General features: G+C 59.7%; 20 protein-coding genes. 14 read left to right on the top strand and 6 right to left on the bottom strand.

The window, feature by feature from the left end; translation table 11 throughout:
- Nucleotides 1-176: 176 nt before the first annotated feature.
- From K3G63_RS19265 to K3G63_RS19255, 3 genes are all read left to right on the top strand, one after another.
- Complete coding sequence (locus tag K3G63_RS19265) at nt 177-1,490, top strand: DUF349 domain-containing protein (RefSeq protein ID WP_220615766.1); 1,314 nt, start codon at nt 177-179, stop codon at nt 1,488-1,490.
- A gap of 141 nt (nt 1,491-1,631) precedes the next feature.
- Nucleotides 1,632-1,853 (top strand): DUF2795 domain-containing protein, encoded by a 222-nt coding sequence (locus K3G63_RS19260; RefSeq protein WP_019948259.1) that lies wholly within the window; start codon nt 1,632-1,634, stop codon nt 1,851-1,853.
- A gap of 86 nt (nt 1,854-1,939) precedes the next feature.
- The gene (locus tag K3G63_RS19255) at nt 1,940-2,695 is read left to right on the top strand and encodes an ABC transporter ATP-binding protein (RefSeq protein ID WP_259404576.1); all 756 of its coding nucleotides are present in this window, start codon (nt 1,940-1,942) and stop codon (nt 2,693-2,695) included.
- Nucleotides 2,696-2,876: 181 nt separating this feature from the next.
- On the opposite strand, the gene K3G63_RS19250 is transcribed toward K3G63_RS19255, so the two are convergent.
- The 4 genes from K3G63_RS19250 to K3G63_RS19235 form a co-directional block, all read right to left on the bottom strand.
- Complete coding sequence (locus tag K3G63_RS19250) at nt 2,877-4,064, bottom strand: lycopene cyclase family protein (protein ID WP_220615765.1); 1,188 nt, start codon at nt 4,062-4,064, stop codon at nt 2,877-2,879.
- A gap of 65 nt (nt 4,065-4,129) precedes the next feature.
- Complete coding sequence (locus tag K3G63_RS19245; protein WP_220615764.1) at nt 4,130-4,771, bottom strand: alpha/beta hydrolase; 642 nt, start codon at nt 4,769-4,771, stop codon at nt 4,130-4,132.
- Nucleotides 4,772-4,933: 162 nt separating this feature from the next.
- Nucleotides 4,934-5,797, bottom strand: a complete 864-nt coding sequence (locus tag K3G63_RS19240) for a TIGR00730 family Rossman fold protein (protein WP_220615763.1) — start codon at nt 5,795-5,797, stop codon at nt 4,934-4,936.
- Between the two features lie 259 nt (nt 5,798-6,056).
- Nucleotides 6,057-7,319 (bottom strand): ABC transporter permease, encoded by a 1,263-nt coding sequence (locus tag K3G63_RS19235; RefSeq protein WP_220615762.1) that lies wholly within the window; start codon nt 7,317-7,319, stop codon nt 6,057-6,059.
- Nucleotides 7,320-7,460: 141 nt separating this feature from the next.
- On the opposite strand from K3G63_RS19235, the gene queA reads away from it, so the two are divergent.
- Together queA and K3G63_RS19225 are read left to right on the top strand one after the other, a co-directional pair.
- Nucleotides 7,461-8,510: a tRNA preQ1(34) S-adenosylmethionine ribosyltransferase-isomerase QueA gene (gene queA, locus K3G63_RS19230; RefSeq protein ID WP_220615761.1), complete on the top strand. Its 1,050-nt coding sequence runs from the start codon at nt 7,461-7,463 to the stop codon at nt 8,508-8,510.
- A 116-nt stretch (nt 8,511-8,626) separates the two neighbouring features.
- Nucleotides 8,627-9,358, top strand: coding sequence for a 2-C-methyl-D-erythritol 4-phosphate cytidylyltransferase (locus K3G63_RS19225; protein WP_220615760.1), 732 nt, complete (start codon nt 8,627-8,629; stop codon nt 9,356-9,358).
- 90 nt (nt 9,359-9,448) lie between these two features.
- On the opposite strand, the gene K3G63_RS19220 is transcribed toward K3G63_RS19225, so the two are convergent.
- Complete coding sequence (locus K3G63_RS19220; protein ID WP_220615759.1) at nt 9,449-10,306, bottom strand: hypothetical protein; 858 nt, start codon at nt 10,304-10,306, stop codon at nt 9,449-9,451.
- Between the two features lie 167 nt (nt 10,307-10,473).
- On the opposite strand from K3G63_RS19220, the gene K3G63_RS19215 reads away from it, so the two are divergent.
- From K3G63_RS19215 to K3G63_RS19205, 3 genes are read left to right on the top strand one after another with little or no spacing between them, the layout of a single operon-like run.
- A complete protein-coding gene (locus K3G63_RS19215; RefSeq protein ID WP_220615758.1) occupies nt 10,474-11,052 on the top strand; it encodes a DUF4142 domain-containing protein in 579 nt (192 codons plus the stop codon).
- 39 nt (nt 11,053-11,091) lie between these two features.
- Entirely contained in the window at nt 11,092-11,331 is a 240-nt protein-coding gene (locus K3G63_RS19210; RefSeq protein WP_220615757.1) for a hypothetical protein, read from the top strand.
- A gap of 39 nt (nt 11,332-11,370) precedes the next feature.
- A complete protein-coding gene (locus K3G63_RS19205) occupies nt 11,371-12,024 on the top strand; it encodes a DUF4142 domain-containing protein (RefSeq protein ID WP_220615756.1) in 654 nt (217 codons plus the stop codon).
- Between the two features lie 91 nt (nt 12,025-12,115).
- On the opposite strand, the gene uvrA is transcribed toward K3G63_RS19205, so the two are convergent.
- A complete protein-coding gene (gene uvrA, locus K3G63_RS19200; RefSeq protein WP_259404575.1) occupies nt 12,116-15,253 on the bottom strand; it encodes an excinuclease ABC subunit UvrA in 3,138 nt (1,045 codons plus the stop codon).
- Nucleotides 15,254-15,516: 263 nt separating this feature from the next.
- On the opposite strand from uvrA, the gene K3G63_RS19195 reads away from it, so the two are divergent.
- The 6 genes from K3G63_RS19195 to K3G63_RS19170 all read left to right on the top strand — a co-directional run bounded on the left by K3G63_RS19195 (nt 15,517) and on the right by K3G63_RS19170 (nt 20,329).
- Nucleotides 15,517-16,236, top strand: a complete 720-nt coding sequence (locus tag K3G63_RS19195; protein WP_220615755.1) for a hypothetical protein — start codon at nt 15,517-15,519, stop codon at nt 16,234-16,236.
- Nucleotides 16,237-16,421: 185 nt separating this feature from the next.
- Nucleotides 16,422-16,883 (top strand): hypothetical protein, encoded by a 462-nt coding sequence (locus K3G63_RS19190; RefSeq protein ID WP_220615754.1) that lies wholly within the window; start codon nt 16,422-16,424, stop codon nt 16,881-16,883.
- Nucleotides 16,884-17,120: 237 nt separating this feature from the next.
- Nucleotides 17,121-18,419 carry an alginate O-acetyltransferase AlgX-related protein gene (locus K3G63_RS19185; RefSeq protein WP_220615753.1) on the top strand — a complete coding sequence of 433 codons (1,299 nt, stop codon included), beginning with the start codon at nt 17,121-17,123 and terminating at the stop codon, nt 18,417-18,419.
- A gap of 52 nt (nt 18,420-18,471) precedes the next feature.
- On the top strand, nt 18,472-19,659 hold the full coding sequence (locus tag K3G63_RS19180) for an alginate O-acetyltransferase AlgX-related protein (protein ID WP_220615752.1): 1,188 nt from the start codon (nt 18,472-18,474) through the stop codon (nt 19,657-19,659).
- 110 nt (nt 19,660-19,769) lie between these two features.
- Nucleotides 19,770-20,012, top strand: coding sequence for a hypothetical protein (locus K3G63_RS19175; RefSeq protein ID WP_220615751.1), 243 nt, complete (start codon nt 19,770-19,772; stop codon nt 20,010-20,012).
- A 65-nt stretch (nt 20,013-20,077) separates the two neighbouring features.
- On the top strand, nt 20,078-20,329 hold the full coding sequence (locus K3G63_RS19170; RefSeq protein ID WP_220615750.1) for a hypothetical protein: 252 nt from the start codon (nt 20,078-20,080) through the stop codon (nt 20,327-20,329).
- Nucleotides 20,330-20,352: the final 23 nt, after the last annotated feature.

The following is a 20,352-nucleotide window of genomic DNA, read 5'->3' as shown; positions in this document are numbered from 1 at the left end:
CTGGCTCCAACCGCCAACTTCTGCGTAGGCGGCCGGAATCCCAAAGGTAGGCAGCCCACGCAAACATTCCGCGGCCGGGGCCAGGCAGCGGAATTACCCGACAACGTGTAAACTTGTACAGCTTTTTGGCCTCAATCCCCGACCTGTCCACCTATTCGCTCCCCCGCTATCTGATTATGGAACAACAAGACCACTTGCTGGCCGAAGCCCGCCGTTATGGCTACATTGAGGGCGACCAGGTGTGGCTTCGCCCCCTATTAGACTTGCCCGCCCGCCAGGTAGGGCAGGTAAAGGAATCCGCTGATGCTTCCCTGATTTATTTCGCCCAACGCTTCACCCTCTTTCGCACCAAGGTAGAAGACCTGCTCCAGAAGATTGAGGAGTCGGACAACAAGGGCTCGTTTCTGATGAAGGCCCTGCACCTCAAGGAGCAGGTAGCTTCCTACGATGCCCTCGGCGACTTTGAGAGCCTGCACCGCCGCCTCACCGAGGCCGAGGAATCCATTAAAGTCACCATTAACCGCAACCGCGAGAAGAATCTGGCGACCAAGATCAGCCTGATTCAGGAAGCGGAATCCCTGCACGATACCGTTGACTGGCAGGGAGGTAGCGAAAAGCTGAAGGACCTACGCCAGGGCTGGATTAAAACCGGCCCCGTGGAAAAGCACCTCACCGACGAGCTGGAAACCCGCTTTCAAGCCGCCGTGGATGCGTTTTTTGCCCGCAAAAAGGAATTCCTGGCCGAGAAGAAGGCCATGACCAACCGGGTGTACGACCAGTACAAAGACCTGATCCATAAGTCGGAGGCCCTGCAGAATTCCACCGATTTCGAGGAAACCACCCGCAAGCTCAAGCAGTTGCAGCAGGCCTGGAAGGACATCGACGGCACGCTACCCCGCAAGCAAGCCAACGACCTGTGGACTCGGTTCCGGGCGGCGCACAACCACTTCTTCGAACGCCTGAAGGTGCACATTGAAAGCAAGCGCCAGGAGCAGCAGGTAGTAGCGCCGGGCGGCGAGGACAACCTCAGCCGCAAGCGCGCCCTGGTAGCCGAAGCCCAGGCCCTGCTCAATCAGCCTATGTCGCAGGCAGTAGCTAGGGCCAAGGAGCTGCAAGCGGCCTGGAAAAAGGTCGGCCCCGTGCGCGGCGAAGAATCGGACAGGGTATGGGAGCAGTTTATTCTGGCCTGTGACAAAGTGTTTGAGATGAGCGCCCTGGAACACTACATTCGCAAGCGCCAGCCCGGGGCGCCGGCCGAGAGCAGTTCGCCCCGTGACCAAGCCAACCTGCGTATTCAAGCCCTGCGCGACTTTATCAAATTCGACAAGCAGGAGCAGGAAGTGCTGGAAGAAAATTTGGGCAAGCTCAACGACTCGCCCGGCAACGAGGCCTTCCGGACCATGCTGCAAGGCAAAATCAGAGCCTTCGACCGGAAAATCCGCACCAAGAACGAGCTGATTGCCATGTTTCAGCAGCGCGTGACGGGTTAGGCCAACTTTACTGAGTATTTTACGTTGTCGACAGCGAAATGCAACTCCGGACCGGTAAAGGTGTCATGCCTTTACCATCGGTTAGGTTTTTGCTGACAGAAACTTACTTTTTGACCACCTTTTTTAGTAGCACCTACGACTATGTATTGGACCCTGGAACTTGCTTCGTACCTGGAAGATGCCCCCTGGCCGGCCACCAAGGATGAACTCATTGACTATTCTATCCGCTCGGGGGCCCCGATGGAGGTAGTGGAAAACCTGCAGGCTCTGGAAGACGATGGTCAGCCCTACGAGAACATCGAAGAAGTATGGCCGGACTACCCGACCAAGGAGGACTTCATGTTTAACGAAGACGAGTACTAGTAGCACCTAGATCAGCAGAGTTCAGAACTCAGACTGTGTTCTTCATTCTTAGTGGGTGAATCCCTATGAAAAGGGTCTAAGTTCTCATGTCTGACATCTCAATTCTAACCATTCAAAACCTGATTGCGGGGTATGGACAGCGCGTCCTGCTCCGCAATTTGTGTTTTACGGTGCCGGGGCCGGCGTTTGTGGCAGTTGTCGGCCACAACGGCTGCGGCAAAACCACCCTGTTTCGAGTCCTGACGGGTCAGATTCCGTACCAGGGCACCGTGCAGGTACAAGGCCAGGACCTGTCTACTCTGCGCCAGCCCGCCGCCCGCGGCCTACTGGCTCACCTGCCGCAGCGCGGTAGTGTGGAGTTTTCTATTCCGGTGCGGGAGCTGGTAGTGATGGGGCGCTTTCGGCACCACCAGTTTCTGGGCGCCTACTCCACCCAGGACTACGCCCTGGCCGACGCAGCCCTGGCCCGCGTGGGAGCCGCCCACCTGGCCCGGCAAGACTTCACGCTGCTCTCGGGCGGGGAGCAGCAGCTGGTATGGCTGGCTCAGCTTAGCCTTCAGGACGCTACCCTCTACCTGCTCGACGAGCCCACCCAACAGCTCGACGTGTACTACCGTCGCCGCGTCTTCGACCTGCTGCAGTCCTGGGTAAGGGAGCAGCAGAAAACCATTCTCTGTATCACCCACGACCTGGACAACCTACCGTCGCTTGCCGGCTACCTGCTGAACCTCTCGGCGCCTACCCCCACCCTGGAGCCACTTACTTCTGCCACCATCCGCGCCGCCCGCGAGTACCTGGAAAGTGAGGAAAGCCTGGAAGGGAGACGGGGGGTAGATAAGTAAGTGAGCGAGGCAATCCGCCCTCTCCGCCTGATCAGCTTGCTGATGTGATAAGCTCTTGACACGCACGTATCAAGCGCTTGTCACATTGCCACAGGGCTAGGACTTCGTGCCAAACGGGTTGCTTCGTTTTTTGTCTTGGTCATGATAAAGCTCCCTCCTGCATCACGTCACCGCCTCAACATTATTCCCGCTTGCCTGGCCGGCCGCGGAGCACATGCCAAATGGAGCGCAGGAAGGGCCAGGGTGTGACGGAATGCATAATCTGGAGATTTTCCCAGGCGGAAGTCCGCTCGTCCAGAAAATCGAAGATGCGCTCCACTGGGTTTTTCCGGAACAGGTCAGCAAAGATGTCGCGCGTGATTTCGCCCCGGCGCTGCATAATATCCAGCAGCAGGGTGTCAAACAGGCGAAATTGCCACTTGTCGCCGGTGAGGTCCCGGGGCGGGCGGCCGGTGGTAGCCAGGCCTGTTACCAGCCGGGCAGAATGGGCCTGAATGCGCTTGAACGCGTAGCCGGTACTGGGCTTGGCCCTCCCAGCCCTAACGCCCAGATGAACGATGCCTGGCCCGTTACGTGCGGGCAGTGGGTGGTCCGTCATCGGAATGGCACCTACCTCCTCGGCAGTTATGCGAAATGAGCTTATCCCCACCCGCTCTCGCAGGTAGCGCCTAATTTCGGCCTCGTATTCGGGTTTCGGTAGTATCTGCGCTGAAAAGAGGGTGTATTCCACCAAGGCTTGGCGCTTGCTGAAGGGCAGCACGTACATAAAGCGAGGCTCCTGGCGCTGCTCCCCTCGAAAGTCCATGAACTCCTGCGTGGTGGGGTCGAACGCATCGTGGTCGGTTTCTACCTCCCACCCCACAAAGTGCTGCAACAGGTAGCGGTAGCGGCTGGGCTGCTGTAACTCGCGCAGTGCCGGCGGCCGGCTATCGAAGGCGTAGCGGCCGGTGAACTGCTCGCCGGCCGTGGTTATGGCGCGCACTCCTCCATTCGGCAGGTTTTCGAGGGTAGCGACGGCGGTAGCCACCCGGCTGAACTGCGGGTTTTTCGCCAGCGCGCTTCCCACAAACTGGTAGAAATCCAGCCCCCGAATCATTTTGTATCGGTGCCGCCGCAGCGGAAAGACTTTCTCGAAGGTTGGGCTCCGGAAAGCCAGCCGCTCCCATTCGTGGGCCACTATCTGATCAAACGCCAGCGGCTCATCGGCCCAGAACGACCAGGTTCTATCGTTCTGTTCTTTGGTGTCGGGTTCCAGCACCAGCACCCGTTTGCTGGCTAGCCGGGGCTCCTGGCTGAGGTGATATGCCAGGCTCAGGCCCGCCGCCCCACCGCCTACAATGAGGTAGTCGAAATCAAAAGGTGCATCCATACCAAAGCGGCGGCTCAGAAGAGCCGCCGCGCCAAGATAAACCGGAAAGCTTGATTTCAGGCCGGCTAGCTGGGCAAGGAAGTCAGGGCACCGGCTAAATCCCGCACCGCGTCGCGCACGTCGAAATCCAGTTGGGCGCTGAAATGCTGCCTGCCGTGCAGGATACTCACGCGGGAATGCAGGCGCTCTACCCACAGCCGCTCATTGTCCTGGTAGCCGGAGGTGTAGGGGTCATCGTCGGAGAGCAGCACGATGAGCTTGTCGTCGGGAATCAGTGCCCGCGCCGCTTCGTAGTTGATGGGCGCCTGCATCCAGTTCAGGATATCCTGCCAGGGGCTGTCCACGGAAAACCAGCCTGCTACGCACAGCACGCCGCCTACCGGCTGGGTTTCCGGATACTGCTCGGCCAGGCGAGCCAAGTAGTGCAGGATGGCCAGGCACCCTACGCTGTGGCCTACCAGGTACACGTGCGGCCCTACTTTCTCGGGTGGCAACACGGTCATCAGGTAGTCTACAGCCTGCTCAATTACGGGCAGGTCCCAGGCCGGCATGGCTAAGGTCCGCACGTTATAATCGACGCCGTCTTCGGGAGCCACGGCGCGCAACTGTTCTTCCAGCCAGGGATACCAGTCGTGGTGCGGGGCACCTGCCCAGCGTGGTACAATCAGGATGTCTTTACGGGTGGGAGTGGTAGAGAGGTCGGGCATGTATTGGGCTACTACGGTTGAAATGAACAGTTCTGTAATATAAGCACCATGATTTGTATTTATCAGTGATTATAAGACTCTTTTTTCAAGCTACTACATAAAAAAAGCCCCTGGCATCTTCTTGGGGAAGACACCAGGGGCGAACTGGGTACTGCCTAGGGCCTAGAAGTTCGGTGAGAGCAGGTACTTGCTGTAGAAATCGTCGATGATTTTCACCGCCGATTCGGCGTCGTCAACCAGCTGCACCAGGTTCATGTCCTCGGGCGAGATGTTGTGCTCGTCTTCCAGCATCACCTGCTTGATCCAGTCGAACATGCCCTGCCAGTAGCGCGTGCCTACCAGCACAATGGGGAAACGGCCGATTTTCTTGGTCTGAATCAGGGTAATAGCCTCGAACAGCTCGTCGAGGGTGCCGAAGCCGCCGGGCATGCCAATGAAGCCCTGGGCGTACTTCACGAACATCACCTTGCGCACGAAGAAGTAGTCGAAGTTAATCACCTTGTCGGGGTCAATGTAGGCGTTGTGGAACTGCTCGAAGGGCAGTTCAATGTTTAGGCCTACCGATTTGCCACCTTCGGAGTGAGCACCTTTATTGCCGGCTTCCATAATACCGGGGCCACCACCCGTAATTACGCCGTAGCCGTGACGTACCAGCTTGGCTGCAATTTCTTCGGCCATCTGATAGTAGGGGTTGTCGGGCTTGGTGCGGGCCGAGCCGAAGATGGACACGCAGGGCCCAATCTTGGTCATTTTCTCGAAGCCCTCTACAAACTCGGCCATTACCTTGAAGATCTGCCAGGAGTCAGCAATCTTAATCTCGTTCCAGTCCTTATCCACAAAGGCTTTGCGGATGCGCTGCTCATCATCCAGCTGCACGGTCCGCTCACCGTGGGTTTGCTCCCGGATATCACTAATGGTTTTAACCTTGTTATCGTTAACGTTGGGCTGAACGATGGTTTGGCCGCTGCCGGCGTTCAGCACCTGATCGGCTGCTTTGGTTCTGCTGGTTTTTTTGAGCTTCGACATGACAAGCTACGCTAAAAAGGGTCGCGGATAGCCGGCTGGCGCACGGGCCGCCGACCGAGGTGGGAATGAATCCGGACCCGAGGTAAAAAATTAAGAAAAGGACAAAAAGAAAGCCGCCCTCCGGAAGGGCGACCCAAGGTAGCGACCGGCAAGTTAACAATTTGTTAACATTACGCTACCTGAATGTTAGTGCTCTGCACCGGCTTTTCCGGCTGTAAAGTGGTAACACGCTCGGGCTGCTACCCCGATTCCCCGCCCACTACTTGGCCCGGATGGCAATAACCGGGTCGAGGTTGGCCGCCAGCACGGCCGGGATAATGCCAGCCAGCACCCCAATTACCACCGATACCGTCAGGCCCAGGGTAATGTTGCCCCAGGAGAGCAACAGTGGCAGCGTATCCTGCGGAATCAGGGTAATGAGCCACACCAGGAAAATGCCGGCCGCTCCGCCCAGCAAGCACAGAAACACCGCCTCGAACAGAAACTGAAACAGCACGAAGTAGTTCTTGGCCCCCAAGGACTTCTGAATGCCGATGATATTGGTGCGCTCCTTCACCGACACGAACATGATGTTGGCAATGCCAAAGCCGCCTACCAGCATGGCAAAGGAGCCAATAACGGCACCGGCAAAGCCAATAACGGAAAACAGCTTGCCAATCATGTTGGCGAACATTTCGGGGCGGTTGAGGGCGAAATTGTCCTCCTCGCGGGGGCGCAGGCTGCGGATATTGCGCATAAGGCCGCGCATCTCATACTCCAGGTCCAGCAGGCCCTGGTCTTCTTCGCGGCCCTTAACGGCAATGGTAGGCGTGATGCCAAAGCCGTTGCCGGTGTTTAGGGTGAATATCTTGGTAAAGGCCCCGAAGGGAATCACCACGTTGTTGTCGTTGCTGGGCGTGTCAATCAGCTTTTTGCCTTCTTTTTGCACTACCCCAATGATGGTGAAGCGCTGCCCCTTGGCCTTGAACTCGCGCCCAACGGCTGAGCTGTTGGGAAACAGGTTGGCGGCAATATCGGCCCCCACAATAGCCACGGTACGCGCCGACTCCACCTCGCGCTGGGTGAAGTAGCGGCCCTCGGCAATGGGTAGGTCCGCAACGCTACGGAAATCATAGCTTACCCCTTGCAAGGCCACGCTTTCAATGCTGTTGTTACCGGCCCGCAGCGTGTTTCCACCGGCGCTGGCAAACACGGCCACCCCTTTGTTATTGTCGCTCAGGCTTTTGCGCAGGGCATAATACTCGCGCACAGTGGGTACGGGCCGCCCGAAGTACTTCCACCACGGGTAGTCCGGCTGGTCGAAGGTCCAAGGCATCTTCATCACGTAAATCACCTTGTCGCCCACGAAGCTCATGCTCTGGCGCACGTTGGCCTCCAGCGAGTCGACGACGGTAAACACGGCAATGATGGCGAAGATGCCCACTGTCACCCCGAGCAGGGAGAGAACCGTACGGAGGAGGTTGGCTTTCAGGGCTTGCCACGCGAAGCGGAAACTCTCCAGGGTCAGACGCAGAGCTTTCATGCAGCGGGGGGTTCGGCGAAGGGCGTAGCGGGGGCAATTAGCAGATTTCGGGCGAAAAATACCAATTAATCCGGCATAACTCCGTACTTTTGCGGTTCGATTTTTTACACTAGGTTCCCCTCCTATTGCCCTGTCCGGCCCATGAAACTGTCTGAGTTCAAATTTGACTTGCCCGAAAGCCTGCTGGCACAGCATCCTGCCAAAAACCGCGACGAGTCGCGCCTGATGGTGCTGCACCGCGACAGTGGCAAGATTGAGCACCGCGTGTTCAAGGATATCATTGAGTATTTCAATGACGGCGACGTATTCGTGGTCAACGATACCAAAGTGTTTCCCGCCCGCCTCTACGGCAACAAGGAGAAAACCGGCGCGCAGATTGAAGTATTCCTGCTGCGTGAGCTGAATAAGGAAATCCACCTCTGGGACGTACTCGTGGACCCGGCGCGCAAAATCCGGGTGGGTAACAAGCTGTACTTCGGCGAGTCGGATATGGTAGCGGAGGTGATTGACAACACTACCTCACGCGGCCGGACCATCAAGTTTCTGTTCGACGGCTCCGACGAGGAGTTTTACAAGGCCCTGCACGACCTGGGCGAAACCCCGATTCCGAAGGAGTTTATTTCCCGCGAAACCGAAGCCGCTGACAAGGAACGCTACCAGACTATCTACGCCAAGCACACCGGCGCTGTAGCGGCTCCCTCGGCTGGCCTGCACTTTACCCGCGAGGTACTGAAGCGCCTGGAAATCAAAGGTGTAGATGTAGTGCCGGTAACCCTGCACGTAGGCCTGGGCACCTTCCGCCCGGTAGACGTAGAGGACCTGACCAAACACAAAATGGACTCGGAGAACTTTATCGTGCCGGCCGAATCGGCGACGGTAGTAAACCGGGCTCTGGATGCTAAGAAGCGGGTGTGCGCCGTAGGTACTACCTCCATGCGCGCCATGGAGTCGTCGGTTTCGGCTCACTCGCGCCTGAAGCCAACCGAGGGCTGGACGGATAAGTTTATCTTCCCTCCCTACGACTTTAAAATCTCTAACGCGCTGCTCACCAACTTCCACACCCCGGAAAGCACGCTGATGATGATGGCTTCGGCCTTCGCTGGCCACGAGTTGCTGATTGAAGCCTATCAGACGGCCATCAAAGAGAAATATAAGTTCTTCAGCTACGGCGACGCCATGCTTATCCTGTAGGAAAGCGTTGAGGCTCCGCTGCCTTTCTAGACAGAGAAAACGCCGGATGTTCTTTTCGAGGAGCATCCGGCGTTTTTTATTCGGTTATACTTGCAGCCTTTGCTTGCTGACCCACGATGCTTTCGCCTACCGAAGCCCACCTCCTGCCCCCCCAACCCTCTTCGCTCCCACCCCGGTTTGCTATTCTGGTGGCGGGCGGAAACGGCACGCGCATGGGTGCCGACCGGCCCAAGCAGTTTCTGCCGCTGGCGGGCCAGCCGGTGCTGCTGCACACGCTCCGCCGGTTTGCAGAGCCGGCGCTGGGCGTGCAGCAGTGCGTGCTGGTGCTCCCCCCCGATCAGTTTGAAACTTGGCAGCAGTTGTGCGTGGAATACACCGTAACGCTGCCACACACGGTGGTGGCCGGGGGAGCTACCCGTTGGGCATCGGTGCGCAACGGACTGGCCAGCTTGGCCGAGCAGACCACCGGGGTAGTAGCCGTGCACGACGGTGTCCGTCCGCTTACCCCGCTCAGTGTGCTGGAGGCTACCTATCAGGCCGCGCATAACCACGGCGCCGCTGTGGCCGCCGTGGTGCCCAAAGACTCCGTGCGGGGCCTTAATCAGCAGGGCTCCTATGCCCTGAACCGTGCCCGACTGCGGCTGGTGCAAACCCCGCAGTGCTTTGAAATTGGCCTGCTACGCCGCGCCTACCAGTTGCCCGAGCTGTCAACCTTTACTGACGACGCCAGCGTGGTAGAAGACCTGCACCCTATCCATCTGGTAGAGGGCGACTACACCAACCTTAAGATTACTACTCCCGAAGACCTGCTGCTAGCCGAGGCCATTCTGGCCCGGGCCGCAGGTTAGCTCAGGCACTTATAGCAAGCAAGAGGCGCCGCTACTGTCAGCGGCGCCTCTTGCTTTGTTGTTTTTTTAAGTAACGTAGAGCGGCGCCAGTTACAGCCCTCGCCCTACGCGCATGGTACGGGTGCTGCCGTTGACGGTGATGGAAGCCAGGTTGTCGCAGGCCTGGGTGCCCGTGGGGTCGTAGTTGAGCAGCAGCTCCTTCCCCTTAGAAGTCAGGATCTGGACGGTGCCCGCTACAAACGTGCGGACACAGCCGGCCTGTAGCTTTTTATGCAAAGGCTGCTGAATGACAGCCGTGTAGTGGCTGCCCTTACGGTTGGTGCCGCTGGCCTCCCCCGTTACGCTGTATTCGTCATCGAGGATGGTGCGGGTGGCGGCGCCGGCCGTGCGGGTATAGTGCCGCTGGGAAACCCAAGTGTGCGTGCCAGCAGCTGTGGTGACGCTGGCGTTCTGCACGTCCAGCCTCCAAGAGCCCCCGCCCAGGGTTGTGATGGTGCGAGTGCCGGTATGCCGGTTGTCGTTGCGGTAGTAGTCCACCAGAGTAATGGTGGTGAGGGCGCCGGCCTGCCGGTAGGGGCCACTGAAGACAGCCACAATTTTACCACGCCGCGCTACCCCATTCGGCCCCAGGCAATTAGTTGCGCCGAAGTCCAGGGTAAGGGTGCGGGTAGCGGCGTCGTAGGTGCGGGTAAAGCAGGAGCCGGCTACCCGAGCCAGGTCGGCTGGCTCAGCTGTGGCGCTGCCCGTAAGGGCGGCATCGGCAGGAGCAGCGGCCTCCACTAAATCGGTAATAACGGCGCTTTCGTCTTCGACCAGACTTTGATCCTCCGCCGATACGGTTACATCAGGCGCGGCCGGCGCGTCGGCGGTTTTGGCGCAGGCACTCAACCACAAGGCAGTACTGGTTACCAGCACCACGCGCAGGGCACGACGTAGAGAAGCTTTCATGGAAGTAGGGAGTAAGGATGGGAAGATGATTTCGACCCTTGGAAACTCTGGCTGAAAAATAGTTTAATCAGGTCAGGAACTTTTTTCTAAAACGGGAATCCCAACCTAGACTATGAACGCGCGTATAGGCTACAAACCTCCGCCTTTAGGGCCAATTATCTGATCTTATGCTATTTTCCCCTCGTTTGTACGCGCTGCTATTTTTCCCGCTGATAGCCGCTTGCTCCTCGGGTGAAAGCAACAAAGACCCCATCTTCAGCGCCAAGTTTCAGAACGAGAAACGGATTCAGGAAGAGGCCATTACCAAACGCCAGCTTCAGGACGCCGAATTTCTGGTAGATGCCGCCAGCCGTAAGATGGCCCTGCTGGAAATCAGCCAGATTGCCCAGCGGAAAGCCGCCTCTCCCGACATCCGTTACCTGGCCCAGAACGCCACCTCGCAGCTTACTACCCTGCTGCAGGAGCTGAAAACGCTGGCGCAGCAAAAAAACCTGGTGCTGCCTACCGGCCTCGGGGAAGACCAAGCCAAGCAAGTGGGGGAGCTGACGGCGCTTAATGGGGCGGCCTTCGATCAGCAATTCACTGAGCTGTTTGGCAACCTGCTCAACCAGGATACCGAGGCCTACGACGATATGAGCGAAGATGCTTACGACGGCGACGTGCGGGCCTTGGCGGCCCGCCAGCTCTCCATCCTCAAAACCCAACACGATGCCGGGGAAACGCTGCAAGACAAGCTTAAGCCCTAAGCGTTCCGGCTCTATTCTTTCCATTCTTTCCTACCACTGATGAAAACCCGATTTCTTCCTTTCCTGACTCTGGGCGCCGGCTTGCTGCTGGCCAGCTGTAACAACGCCGAAAAACGCACCGATGGCACTGCTGGCGAGGCCGTAAGCGACATGGACAAAGCCGCCGATGAAGCTGGGGTACAGGCTGATGCCGTAGTTATCGACAACAATGCCGGCCCAACCGTTACGGCCAACGCCGACTCGGCCGCTGCTGCCGACTCCACTGGCGCTACCCACTAGCCCTTCCCCTACTTGTTCCACTCTCACAACCCTTCTCCGATGAAACGTATTCTGTTATCCGCCTCCTGCATTGGCTTGCTAAGCCTGGGAGCCTGCAGCAACTCCGGCACCGAAACCACAAGCACGGAAGGCGCTACCTCCAGCACCGAAAGCTCCACCAGCACCACGTCCGACACGGCTATGGCCTCATCGGCTACCATGCCCTCGTCTGACACTTCGGCTGCTATGGCCACGGACGGCCCTACGGCGCCGCACTCCACTGATCCTGAGTTCATGATGTCGGCTGCCCACAGCGACCAGAACGAGATTCAGCTGAGCAAGCTGGCGCTGGAAAAAGGTGTGACGGGCATGGTAAAAGACCACGCTAACAAAATGATTACCGACCACACCAAGTCAACGGCTGACCTGAAGCCCATTGCCCAAAAGAAAGGCGTGACGCTGCCTACTGATATGGACGCGGAGCACAAAGCCATTGCTGCCCAGATGCAGAATCTGTCGGGCAAGGAGTTTGAAACCAAGTACATGGCGCAAATGCTGCTGGACCACCAGAAAACGGTAAACACCATGGTGGCGCACAAGCAAATGACCCAGGATGCTGATCTGCAAGGGTTCATCACCAAAACTACCCCCGTAGTACAGGCGCACCTGGCCATGTTCAAGCAGCACGCCGGCGGCGGTGCTGGCTCGATGTAAGCGACACTGCATTTCCTTTATAAGGTAAGAGGCCGCCCCACTGCTGGGGCGGCCTCTTAGTATGTATGCGGTTCTGGCTGGCGCACCGGGGCTACGCGGCTTCGGCCTTACCGGGCTTTTCCTCGGCGTACTTACTGGTGCGCAGTTCCTCGGCCAGGAAGCGGCTGGTGTGGCCTTTGCCCGACTTAGCGACCTGCTCCGGCGTGCCCTGGGCCACAATGGTACCGCCGCCGGCCCCACCCTCGGGCCCGATATCGATGACGTGGTCAGCCACCTTGATCAGGTCCAGGTTATGCTCAATGATAAGAACAGTGTTGCCCTTGTCGGCGAGCTTGTGCAGCACCACGGCCAGGTGGTTGATGTCCTCGAAATGCAGTCCGGTGGTTGGCTCATCGAGGATGTAGAACGTCTTGCCCGTGTCTTTCTTGCTCAGCTCCGTAGCCAGCTTCACCCGCTGTGCTTCACCGCCCGAGAGGGTAGTAGCTTGCTGGCCCAGGGTGAGGTAGCCCAGCCCTACCTCGTTCAGAGTCTGAATCTTGCGCAGGATGCGGGGCTGGAACTCGAAGAACTCCACGGCCTTTTCCACCGTCATGTCCAGCACATCGGTAATGGACTTGCCTTTAAAGCGCACCTCCAGCGTTTCGCGGTTGTAGCGGCGGCCTTTGCAGGTTTCGCAGGGCACGTGCACGTCGGGCAGGAAGTTCATTTCGATGGTGCGCATGCCAGCGCCTTCGCAGGTTTCGCAGCGCCCGCCCTTCACGTTGAAGGAGAAGCGCCCCGGCCCGTACCCCCGGATTTTGGCCTCGGGCAGGGACGAAAACAGCTGGCGGATTTCGGTAAACACGCCGGTGTAGGTGGCCGGGTTGGAGCGCGGCGTGCGCCCAATCGGCGACTGGTCCACCTCGATTACCTTGTCGATAAACTCCAGACCTTCGATGGTGCCGTAGGGCAACGGCTCGCGCTTGGCGTTAAAGAAGTGCTGGTTCAGGATGGGGTAGAGCGTATCGTGAATGAGCGAGGACTTGCCCGAACCTGACACGCCCGTTACGGCAATGAGCTTGCCCAGCGGGAACTTGGCCGTAACGTTCTTGAGGTTGTGCCCCTTAGCACCCTTGAGCACCAGCTCGTTGCCCTCGCCGGCCCGCTTTTTCTTGCGCAGCTCAATGTGCTTCTGCCCGCTGAGGTACTGGGAGGTGAGGGAGCCAGAATTAAAAATTTCGGTGGGTGTGCCCTCGGCCACAATAGTACCGCCGTGAATGCCGGCGCCGGGGCCGATGTCCAGCACGTAGTCGGCGTGCAGAATCATATCCTTGTCGTGCTCCACCACAATCACGGAATTGCCCAGGTCGCGCAGGTGTTGCAAAGCCTTAATCAGCCGCTCATTGTCGCGCTGGTGCAGGCCTATGCTGGGCTCGTCCATGATATAGAGCACGCCCACCAGCTGGGTACCAATCTGGGTAGCCAGGCGGATGCGCTGCGACTCGCCGCCCGAGAGCGTGCGCACCGAGCGGTGCAAGTTGAGGTAGTCGAGGCCTACTTCCAGCAGGAAGCCAATGCGCTTGCGAATTTCCTTGAGCAGCTCACGCGCAATCAGGTTTTGGCGCTCCGAGAGGCGGTCTTCCAGGCCCTCAAACCAGCCGGCCAGCTCGTTCAAATCCAGCACCGACAGCTCTCCGATATGCTTATCATCTATTTTGAAGTGCAGGCTCTCCTTTTTGAGGCGGTAGCCGTGGCACTCCGGGCACTCCTGAGCCTGGGTATACTGCTGAATCCACTCCCGAATGTTCTCGGAGTCGGACTCCATCTGGCGGCGCAGGAAGGGGATGATGCCTTCGAAAGGCTCCACGTAGTTGGCCTTCTTGGGGTCAGCATCCTCGTCCTCGGGTACGCCATGGAGCAGGCGCTCCACCAGCTCGGCGGGCAGCTTCTCAATGGGCGTGCTCAGGCTGGCCTTGTGCTTTTTCACGATAAGGCTGAGCTGCTGGAAAATCCAGATGTCGCGGTACTCGCCCAGGGGTGCAATGCCGCCCCGGCTGATGCTCAACTTCTTGTCCGGCATCACCGATTCCTCGGTGATTTCCTGCACTTCGCCCAGGCCGTTGCAGGTAGGGCAAGCCCCGTAGGGCGAGTTGAAGGAGAAAGTATTCGGCGCCGGGTCGTCGTAAGCAATGCCGGTAGCCGGGTCCATCAGGAAACGGGAGAAGAACTGGGTGTTGTCCTTTTTCTTGTCGGGGTCGAGCACCAGCATGGTGCCTTTGCCCTGGGTCAGGGCATTTTGCACCGAGCCCGAGAGGCGGAACCGGTCTTCCTCCTTCACCACCAGCCGGTCAATTACAATTTCGATGTCGTGGATTTTGTAGCGGTCCACCTGCATCTTGGGCGTGATGTCGAGCAGCTCCCCATCCACGCGCACCTTGGTAAAGCCCAGCTTGGCAATCTGCTGGAACAGTTCGCGGTAGTGGCCCTTGCGGCCCTTCACTACCGGGGCCAGCACAATAAGCTTGCGGTTGTCGTACTCCTTGAGGATGTAGTTAATGATCTGGTCGTCGCTCTGCCGGATCATCTTCTGGCCTGTGGCGTAGCTGAAGGCCTCGGCGGTGCGGGCGTAGAGCAGGCGCAGGAAGTCGTAAATCTCGGTGATAGTGCCGACGGTGGAGCGGGGGTTGCGCGAGGTGGTCTTCTGCTCGATGCTGATTACCGGCGACAAGCCCTCAATCTTGTCCACGTCGGGGCGCTCCAGCCCGCCCATAAAGGAGCGGGCGTAGGCCGAAAACGTCTCCATGTAGCGGCGCTGGCCCTCGGCGTAAATTGTATCAAACGCCAGCGACGACTTGCCCGAGCCGGAAATGCCAGTGAATACCACCAACCGTCCGCGCGGAATCTGGATGGATACGTTCTTGAGGTTATGCTCCCGGGCCCCGTACACCTCAATATACGGCGCCTCCAGGTCGGCGGGACCGGTGAGCTGGCCAGTCACCCGGCTTTCTACCACGGCTTCGGCTACCTCCCCCAGAAGGGCTACGGCCTGCACGGCGGCGGTAGTGTGGCGGTCAGCGTTATCGGCTACGGCTGCAGCCGCAGAGCGGGGTGCTTTCTTAGGCTTGGCCGCCGGAGCTTCCGAGGCTGCCGGGGCCTTCGCCGTTTTGGCCGGGCGGGCAGCTTTAGGAGCCCCCGAAGCGTTTGCGGCAGAGGAAGGAGAAAGAGAAGCAGCAGTTGTTTTTTTAGCCATGCAGCAGCGAAGCGGATAAGTCTGCAAAGGTACGCAAATCAGGCCCCAACGGCTACCCCGGGTAGTTGATCTGGTAACCAGATGAGTGGGGAGCAGCTGATGCTGAAAAGCAGGCAGATGGGCTATAACACGCACCCCTGGCGAAATGTCCCGTACGGGGCGAAACTTCTTTTTAAACCAATGGCCCGATTTCCGTCTAAGCCGTGAATTGTGGTGCGGCTTTTGCGTTAGTGCTGTGCATCTCCCTTTTGCTTTTTGCTCGTATGAAAACCTTGCTCAAATCGGGTCTGGTCTTGGCTCTGGGGCTGCTGCTACACAGTGGCAGCGCGCAGGCGCAAGTGCAGATCAACGTGAACGTACCGTCCTGGGGGCCTGCCGTGGGCCCTAACGTGCAGTACTACTATATCCCGGAAATAGACGGCTACTACGACCTGTACTCCCAGACGTACTTGTTCTTCGACCCTATGTACGGGGCCTGGGTTAGCTCGCCGGTGTTGCCGCGCATGTACGCTGGCTACGACCCGCGCTTCTTCCACCCCGTAGTGGTGCAGTACATCGGCCGGCAGCCCTGGGGCTACCTGCGCGACCACCGCGCCTACTGCGACCGGTGGGGTGTGCAGCCCGGCCGCTACTACGGAGCGAACTGGCCCGGTCGCGGGTACGTGGTAGCGCCCCGCCCCACCTACGGCCCCGGCGGCTACTATAACCACCCGTATCCCAACGGGGGCTACGCCCGCGGCGACTACCGGGATAACCGGGACTACCGCGGCAGCTACGGTGGTGGCTATGATGGTCGCCGCGACGACAACCGCCCCAACCAGGGCAACTACGGCGGCCGGGATGAGCGCAACGACAACCGCGGCGGCTACGACCGAAACGATAATCGGGGTGGATACAACGGCCCCGCCAGCCCGGGTAACATCCAAAGCCCGGGGGCGGGAAACCCCAACGGTGGGGGACGCGGCCGGGGTCGGACGATGTAGCGCTTCTGAGGTACAACACAAGGCCTTCTACTTACCGTAGAAGGCCTTTTTGCTGGTGCTTCACCCTCGCACAGGGGCATCCCGTGCACGCCTCACCAGACCAGTTGCCCCGGTAGCTCCGCGCTTTGGCTCCGTTCTTGCCACGCAGTTCCTGTTCCTACCCTGTTCACCAACTTTCATACCCCATGACGCTTCTCCCCAAATTCGCTTTATCGGGTTTGCTAGCGCTTTCCCTCCTGGGCCTTGCCCCTTCCGCTGAGGCGCAGGTTACCATCAACGTAAACCCGCCCTCCTGGGGTCCGGCCGTCCCCGCTGGCACCCGGTACTACTACATCCCGGAAGTGGGGGGCTACTACGACCTGCGCGACCAGCGCTACCTGGTGCAGCGCGACGGTAAGTGGGCGCGGCTAACTACGCTCAACGGGTATTCTACCAACTCCTTCCACCCGGTAGTCATTGATTACGTGGGGGCCCAACCCTGGACGCTTATCGGCCGCCACCGGCAGTTATACCCGGCCAGCCTGCCGCCGGGCCAAGTAAAGCGCCTGGAAAATGGCAAGGGCTTACCCCCCGGCCAGGCCAAAAAGCTGGGCTACGGCGGCCCCGGCAAGGGCAACGGCAAGGGCCACGGCCACGGCAAGCAGTAGCCTCGCGTAGGGCCAACTGGTACTGCCCCCGGTTTCCTGACTCCGGAAGCCGGGGGCAGTGCGCGTTGTGTAAGCCGGTAAACCCGTATTTTCGGGACGTTTATTCCGCCTGCTTACGTTGCACTACATGGTTTTCAGCCATCTGTTACTTCCGCCTCGCTTCCTACTGGCCTGTCGGCGGCAAAACCTGGGCGGCCGGTGCCAGCCTGCTTTTCCCGCTGCTTCTCGTTTGCTGCTATGCGCCAAGTAAAGCTGCTACTGCTGGGGACGCTGCTGCTTCTCCTACTCGTGCCGGCCCTGCAGGCTAAATTCAGGGTGCTGCCGGAGCCGGCGCTGGCAGGCAATTACAGCCTCTCGCCTCATCCCAATTTCAGTACGGGTAACTTACTAGCCAACAGCTATCAACCGGAGCTGGAGCGTTACCTGGAAGACCGGCTGGGCCTACGAACCTGGGCTATTCAGGTGCGCAACCAGCTGGCCTACTCCCTGTTTCAGGTTTCCCATTACTCTTACGCCATGATTGGCCGGCAGGGCATGATTTTTCAGCCCGAGCCGGTAAATACGTACCTCGGCGTAGATACCATCAGCCGGGAAGAGGTAGCCTTTCGGGTGCGGCGCCTGCGGCAGGTGCAGCAAGACTTAGCGGCCCGGGGCATTCCCCTGTTATTTGTTATGGCCCCCAACAAGGCCCGCCACCTGCCCGAACTGCTGCCCGACTATTTACCGCGCCCGCGCCCGGGCGGCTCTAACTACGAGCGGTTTATGGCCGAAATGCAGCGCCAGCAGGTAGCACTGCTCAACTGTACCCCGCTGTTTCTCGCCTGGAAAGACACGGCCCGCTACCCCCTGTTTCCGTGGGGGGGCACGCACTGGAGCGCCTACGGAGCCCAGCTCGCCGCCGACACCCTGCTGGGCCGGGTGGAAGCCCTCGTGCACGCGCCCGTGCCGCGCCTGCGCCCCATTGGGCCGCCGCGCATCACCACCGACTCGCTGATCGGCTTTGACGATGACCTGAGCAAGCCCATGAACCTGCTCAGCCCGCCGGAAGGGGCGGCTTCGGTGTACCCGCGGCTGAGGCCTGCCCCCGCCCGGCCCGGCGAAAAGCGCCCGAACCTCTTGCTGGTAGGCGACAGTTTTGCGTGGGGTCTGATGTTTTTCTCCCCCTTTCTGCAGCACGCCTTTGCCCCGGCCTCCCGGTTCTGGTACTACAACAAAACCGTGTTTCTGCCCGACTCTTACCAGCACGAGGAGCCCGGGGTGAAGCGCGAGCAGCTCGACCTGCGGCAGCAGCTGGAATCCCGCCAGGTGGTGGTGCTGCTGCTGACGGAGCACAACCTTACGGCCCGGGAGTTTGGCTTCACGGAGCAGGTGTTCAACCTCTACCACCCGCTCACGGCCCTGGATAACGCCCGCATCGATTCGCTGGCTAAAAAGAAAGCGGAGCACGCTAACTGGGAGGAAATGGCCAAGGACCCGGAGCACTTTACCCAGCGCCTGCACGAGCAAGCCGCCGCCGAATACGACCGGCAACGGTAAGCTAGCTGGCGCCTTGGCCGCGCCCGTGGCCCTACCCCTTACCCCCTAGCCCGTGACGCCCGCTGCTTTTCCGTCGCTTAAGCGCGTACTACTGGGGCTGCTGCTGGCGGCCCTGGTGCTGCCCGCGCTGCAAACAGCCTTTACGCTTGTGCCTATTCCTGGGCTGGCGGGCTACGGGGTGAGGCCGCCCCGGCCTATTTTCACGGTTGACAGCCTGCTGCGGGGCAGTTACCAACCGGCCCTGGAGCAGTACGCGGCGGGGCACGTGGGCTTTCGGGGGGCCTTTATCCGGCTGCGCAACCAGCTGGCGTACTCGCTTTTCCGCACGGGGCACGCCCGCGACGTGCTGGTGGGAGAAGAAGGGATGCTGTTTGCCCAGGAGCCCATCCGTGCGTATCTGGGGCAGGATTTTCGGGGCTGGCCCGAGGTGCGCCGCAACGTGCGCCGGCTCCGGGCCGTGCAGGATACGCTGGCCCACCGGCGTATTTTGCTGGTGTTTGCCATTGCGCCCGATAAAGCCAGTTTCTACCCCGACTACCTCCCCGCCTATTTCCGGCAGCAGCCCCGCGGCCAAACTAACTACGCCGCCTACGCCCGCGAAATGCACGCTCAGGGCATCAACCTGGTTGATTTGGCCGCCCTCTTTCAGCAGTGGAAAGACACGGCCGCCTACCCCCTGTTCCCGCGGGGCGGTATTCACTGGAGCGGCTATGGTATTACCCTGGCCGCCGACACGCTGCTGCGCTACATTGCCCAGCGCGGCCACCTGCACTTGCCTACCTACACAGTAACAGGCCGCGACGTGCTGCCTACCGCCCGCGTCACCGACGCCGATATTGCCAGCGCCCTGAATCTGCTGGTGCAGCCAGCTCCCTTTCAGATGGCTTACCCCCGCGTACGCTTTGCCCCGCCGGCCCCCGGCCAACGCAAGCCCCGGCTGCTGCTGGTGGCCGATAGCTTTGGCTGGAGCCTGATCGGGTTTTACCCCTACCTGCCCAGTTTGTTTAGCAGTCCGGTACCCTACTGGTACTACAACAAGGCCGTGGTCCCTGGCAACCCCACCCAGCCGGGAGGGCCGCCGGTGGAGCGCCCCCTGGACCGCCGCGCTGAGATACTGCAGCAGCAGGTAGTGCTCCTGCTCTTTGCCCAGCACAACCTGCGCACCTTTGATAGTGGCTTCAGCGCCAGCGCCTACGACATCTTTTGCCAGCCAGCCGGTGCCGCGGGCTGGCGGCGGTGAGCAGGGAAGCAACCCACCGCAGTTACGGTAGCCAAACCAGACTGTATTGTCTTATCGTAAGAACATAGGAACTAGCACATCTTTTTACTGCTCAATTCGTTCAGCCTGCTATGTCTGCCTTTCAGCCCCTTGCTTCCTGCAGGTTGCCCACCGAGCTTCAAGAGCTGATTGGGCCCGACCAGCATTGCCGGCTGGTGTACCGGATGCCCGGCACCTCCGCCGAGTTCAGCGTGTGCGGCAGCCTAGTGGGTGTACTCCGGCGGGCGCAGGTCGACTACCTATGCCTGGCCAGCGGCTGCGAGTTGCGCCTCGACTGGCTGGTAGCCGTAAACGGGCACCGCCTGGCGGCGTAGCGTCCCTGGTCATTAACCTGTCCGGGCGGTTTTGCCGTAAGAAGAAGGCATCTTTTTCCTACTCCATGTCAGACTCCGCCTACCGCCCCATCAGCTGCTCCTTCTACGACGAGCTGGAAGCCCGGGCCACTACCGGCCAGCCCTGCACCCTTACGTACCGCACCCAGCCGGACACGCCCCCGAGCACGTACCGGGGCACCATCCAAGACCTTTTCATCCGGGACAAAGTAGAATACCTGCGCCTCTCCGACGGCTTTGAGCTGCGCCTCGACGCCCTGGTGGCCGTAGACGACAAAGAGCTGCGCAACTACTGCTAGCCCGGCTACTGCTCACCGGTTTG

It is taken from the genome of Hymenobacter sp. HSC-4F20 (genome assembly GCF_019599275.1).
In the GTDB taxonomy this organism is placed as follows: Bacteria; Bacteroidota; Bacteroidia; order Cytophagales; family Hymenobacteraceae; genus Hymenobacter.
The sequence above is the reverse complement of the archived record's forward strand: the minus strand, read 5'-3'. Positions and strand labels throughout refer to the sequence as shown.

Coding starts and splice junctions, on each gene's coding strand:
- K3G63_RS19210 (WP_220615757.1), top strand. CDS start 11,092: ATGAAAACCCGATTTCTTCCTTTCCTGACTCTGGGCGCCGGCTTGCTG.
- K3G63_RS19225 (WP_220615760.1), top strand. CDS start 8,627: ATGCTTTCGCCTACCGAAGCCCACCTCCTGCCCCCCCAACCCTCTTCG.
- K3G63_RS19185 (WP_220615753.1), top strand. CDS start 17,121: ATGCGCCAAGTAAAGCTGCTACTGCTGGGGACGCTGCTGCTTCTCCTA.
- K3G63_RS19265 (WP_220615766.1), top strand. CDS start 177: ATGGAACAACAAGACCACTTGCTGGCCGAAGCCCGCCGTTATGGCTAC.
- uvrA (WP_259404575.1), bottom strand. CDS start 15,253: ATGGCTAAAAAAACAACTGCTGCTTCTCTTTCTCCTTCCTCTGCCGCA.
- K3G63_RS19235 (WP_220615762.1), bottom strand. CDS start 7,319: ATGAAAGCTCTGCGTCTGACCCTGGAGAGTTTCCGCTTCGCGTGGCAA.
- K3G63_RS19255 (WP_259404576.1), top strand. CDS start 1,940: ATGTCTGACATCTCAATTCTAACCATTCAAAACCTGATTGCGGGGTAT.
- K3G63_RS19190 (WP_220615754.1), top strand. CDS start 16,422: ATGACGCTTCTCCCCAAATTCGCTTTATCGGGTTTGCTAGCGCTTTCC.
- queA (WP_220615761.1), top strand. CDS start 7,461: ATGAAACTGTCTGAGTTCAAATTTGACTTGCCCGAAAGCCTGCTGGCA.
- K3G63_RS19250 (WP_220615765.1), bottom strand. CDS start 4,064: ATGGATGCACCTTTTGATTTCGACTACCTCATTGTAGGCGGTGGGGCG.
- K3G63_RS19260 (WP_019948259.1), top strand. CDS start 1,632: ATGTATTGGACCCTGGAACTTGCTTCGTACCTGGAAGATGCCCCCTGG.
- K3G63_RS19220 (WP_220615759.1), bottom strand. CDS start 10,306: ATGAAAGCTTCTCTACGTCGTGCCCTGCGCGTGGTGCTGGTAACCAGT.
- K3G63_RS19170 (WP_220615750.1), top strand. CDS start 20,078: ATGTCAGACTCCGCCTACCGCCCCATCAGCTGCTCCTTCTACGACGAG.
- K3G63_RS19215 (WP_220615758.1), top strand. CDS start 10,474: ATGCTATTTTCCCCTCGTTTGTACGCGCTGCTATTTTTCCCGCTGATA.
- K3G63_RS19205 (WP_220615756.1), top strand. CDS start 11,371: ATGAAACGTATTCTGTTATCCGCCTCCTGCATTGGCTTGCTAAGCCTG.
- K3G63_RS19240 (WP_220615763.1), bottom strand. CDS start 5,797: ATGTCGAAGCTCAAAAAAACCAGCAGAACCAAAGCAGCCGATCAGGTG.
- K3G63_RS19245 (WP_220615764.1), bottom strand. CDS start 4,771: ATGCCCGACCTCTCTACCACTCCCACCCGTAAAGACATCCTGATTGTA.
- K3G63_RS19195 (WP_220615755.1), top strand. CDS start 15,517: ATGAAAACCTTGCTCAAATCGGGTCTGGTCTTGGCTCTGGGGCTGCTG.
- K3G63_RS19175 (WP_220615751.1), top strand. CDS start 19,770: ATGTCTGCCTTTCAGCCCCTTGCTTCCTGCAGGTTGCCCACCGAGCTT.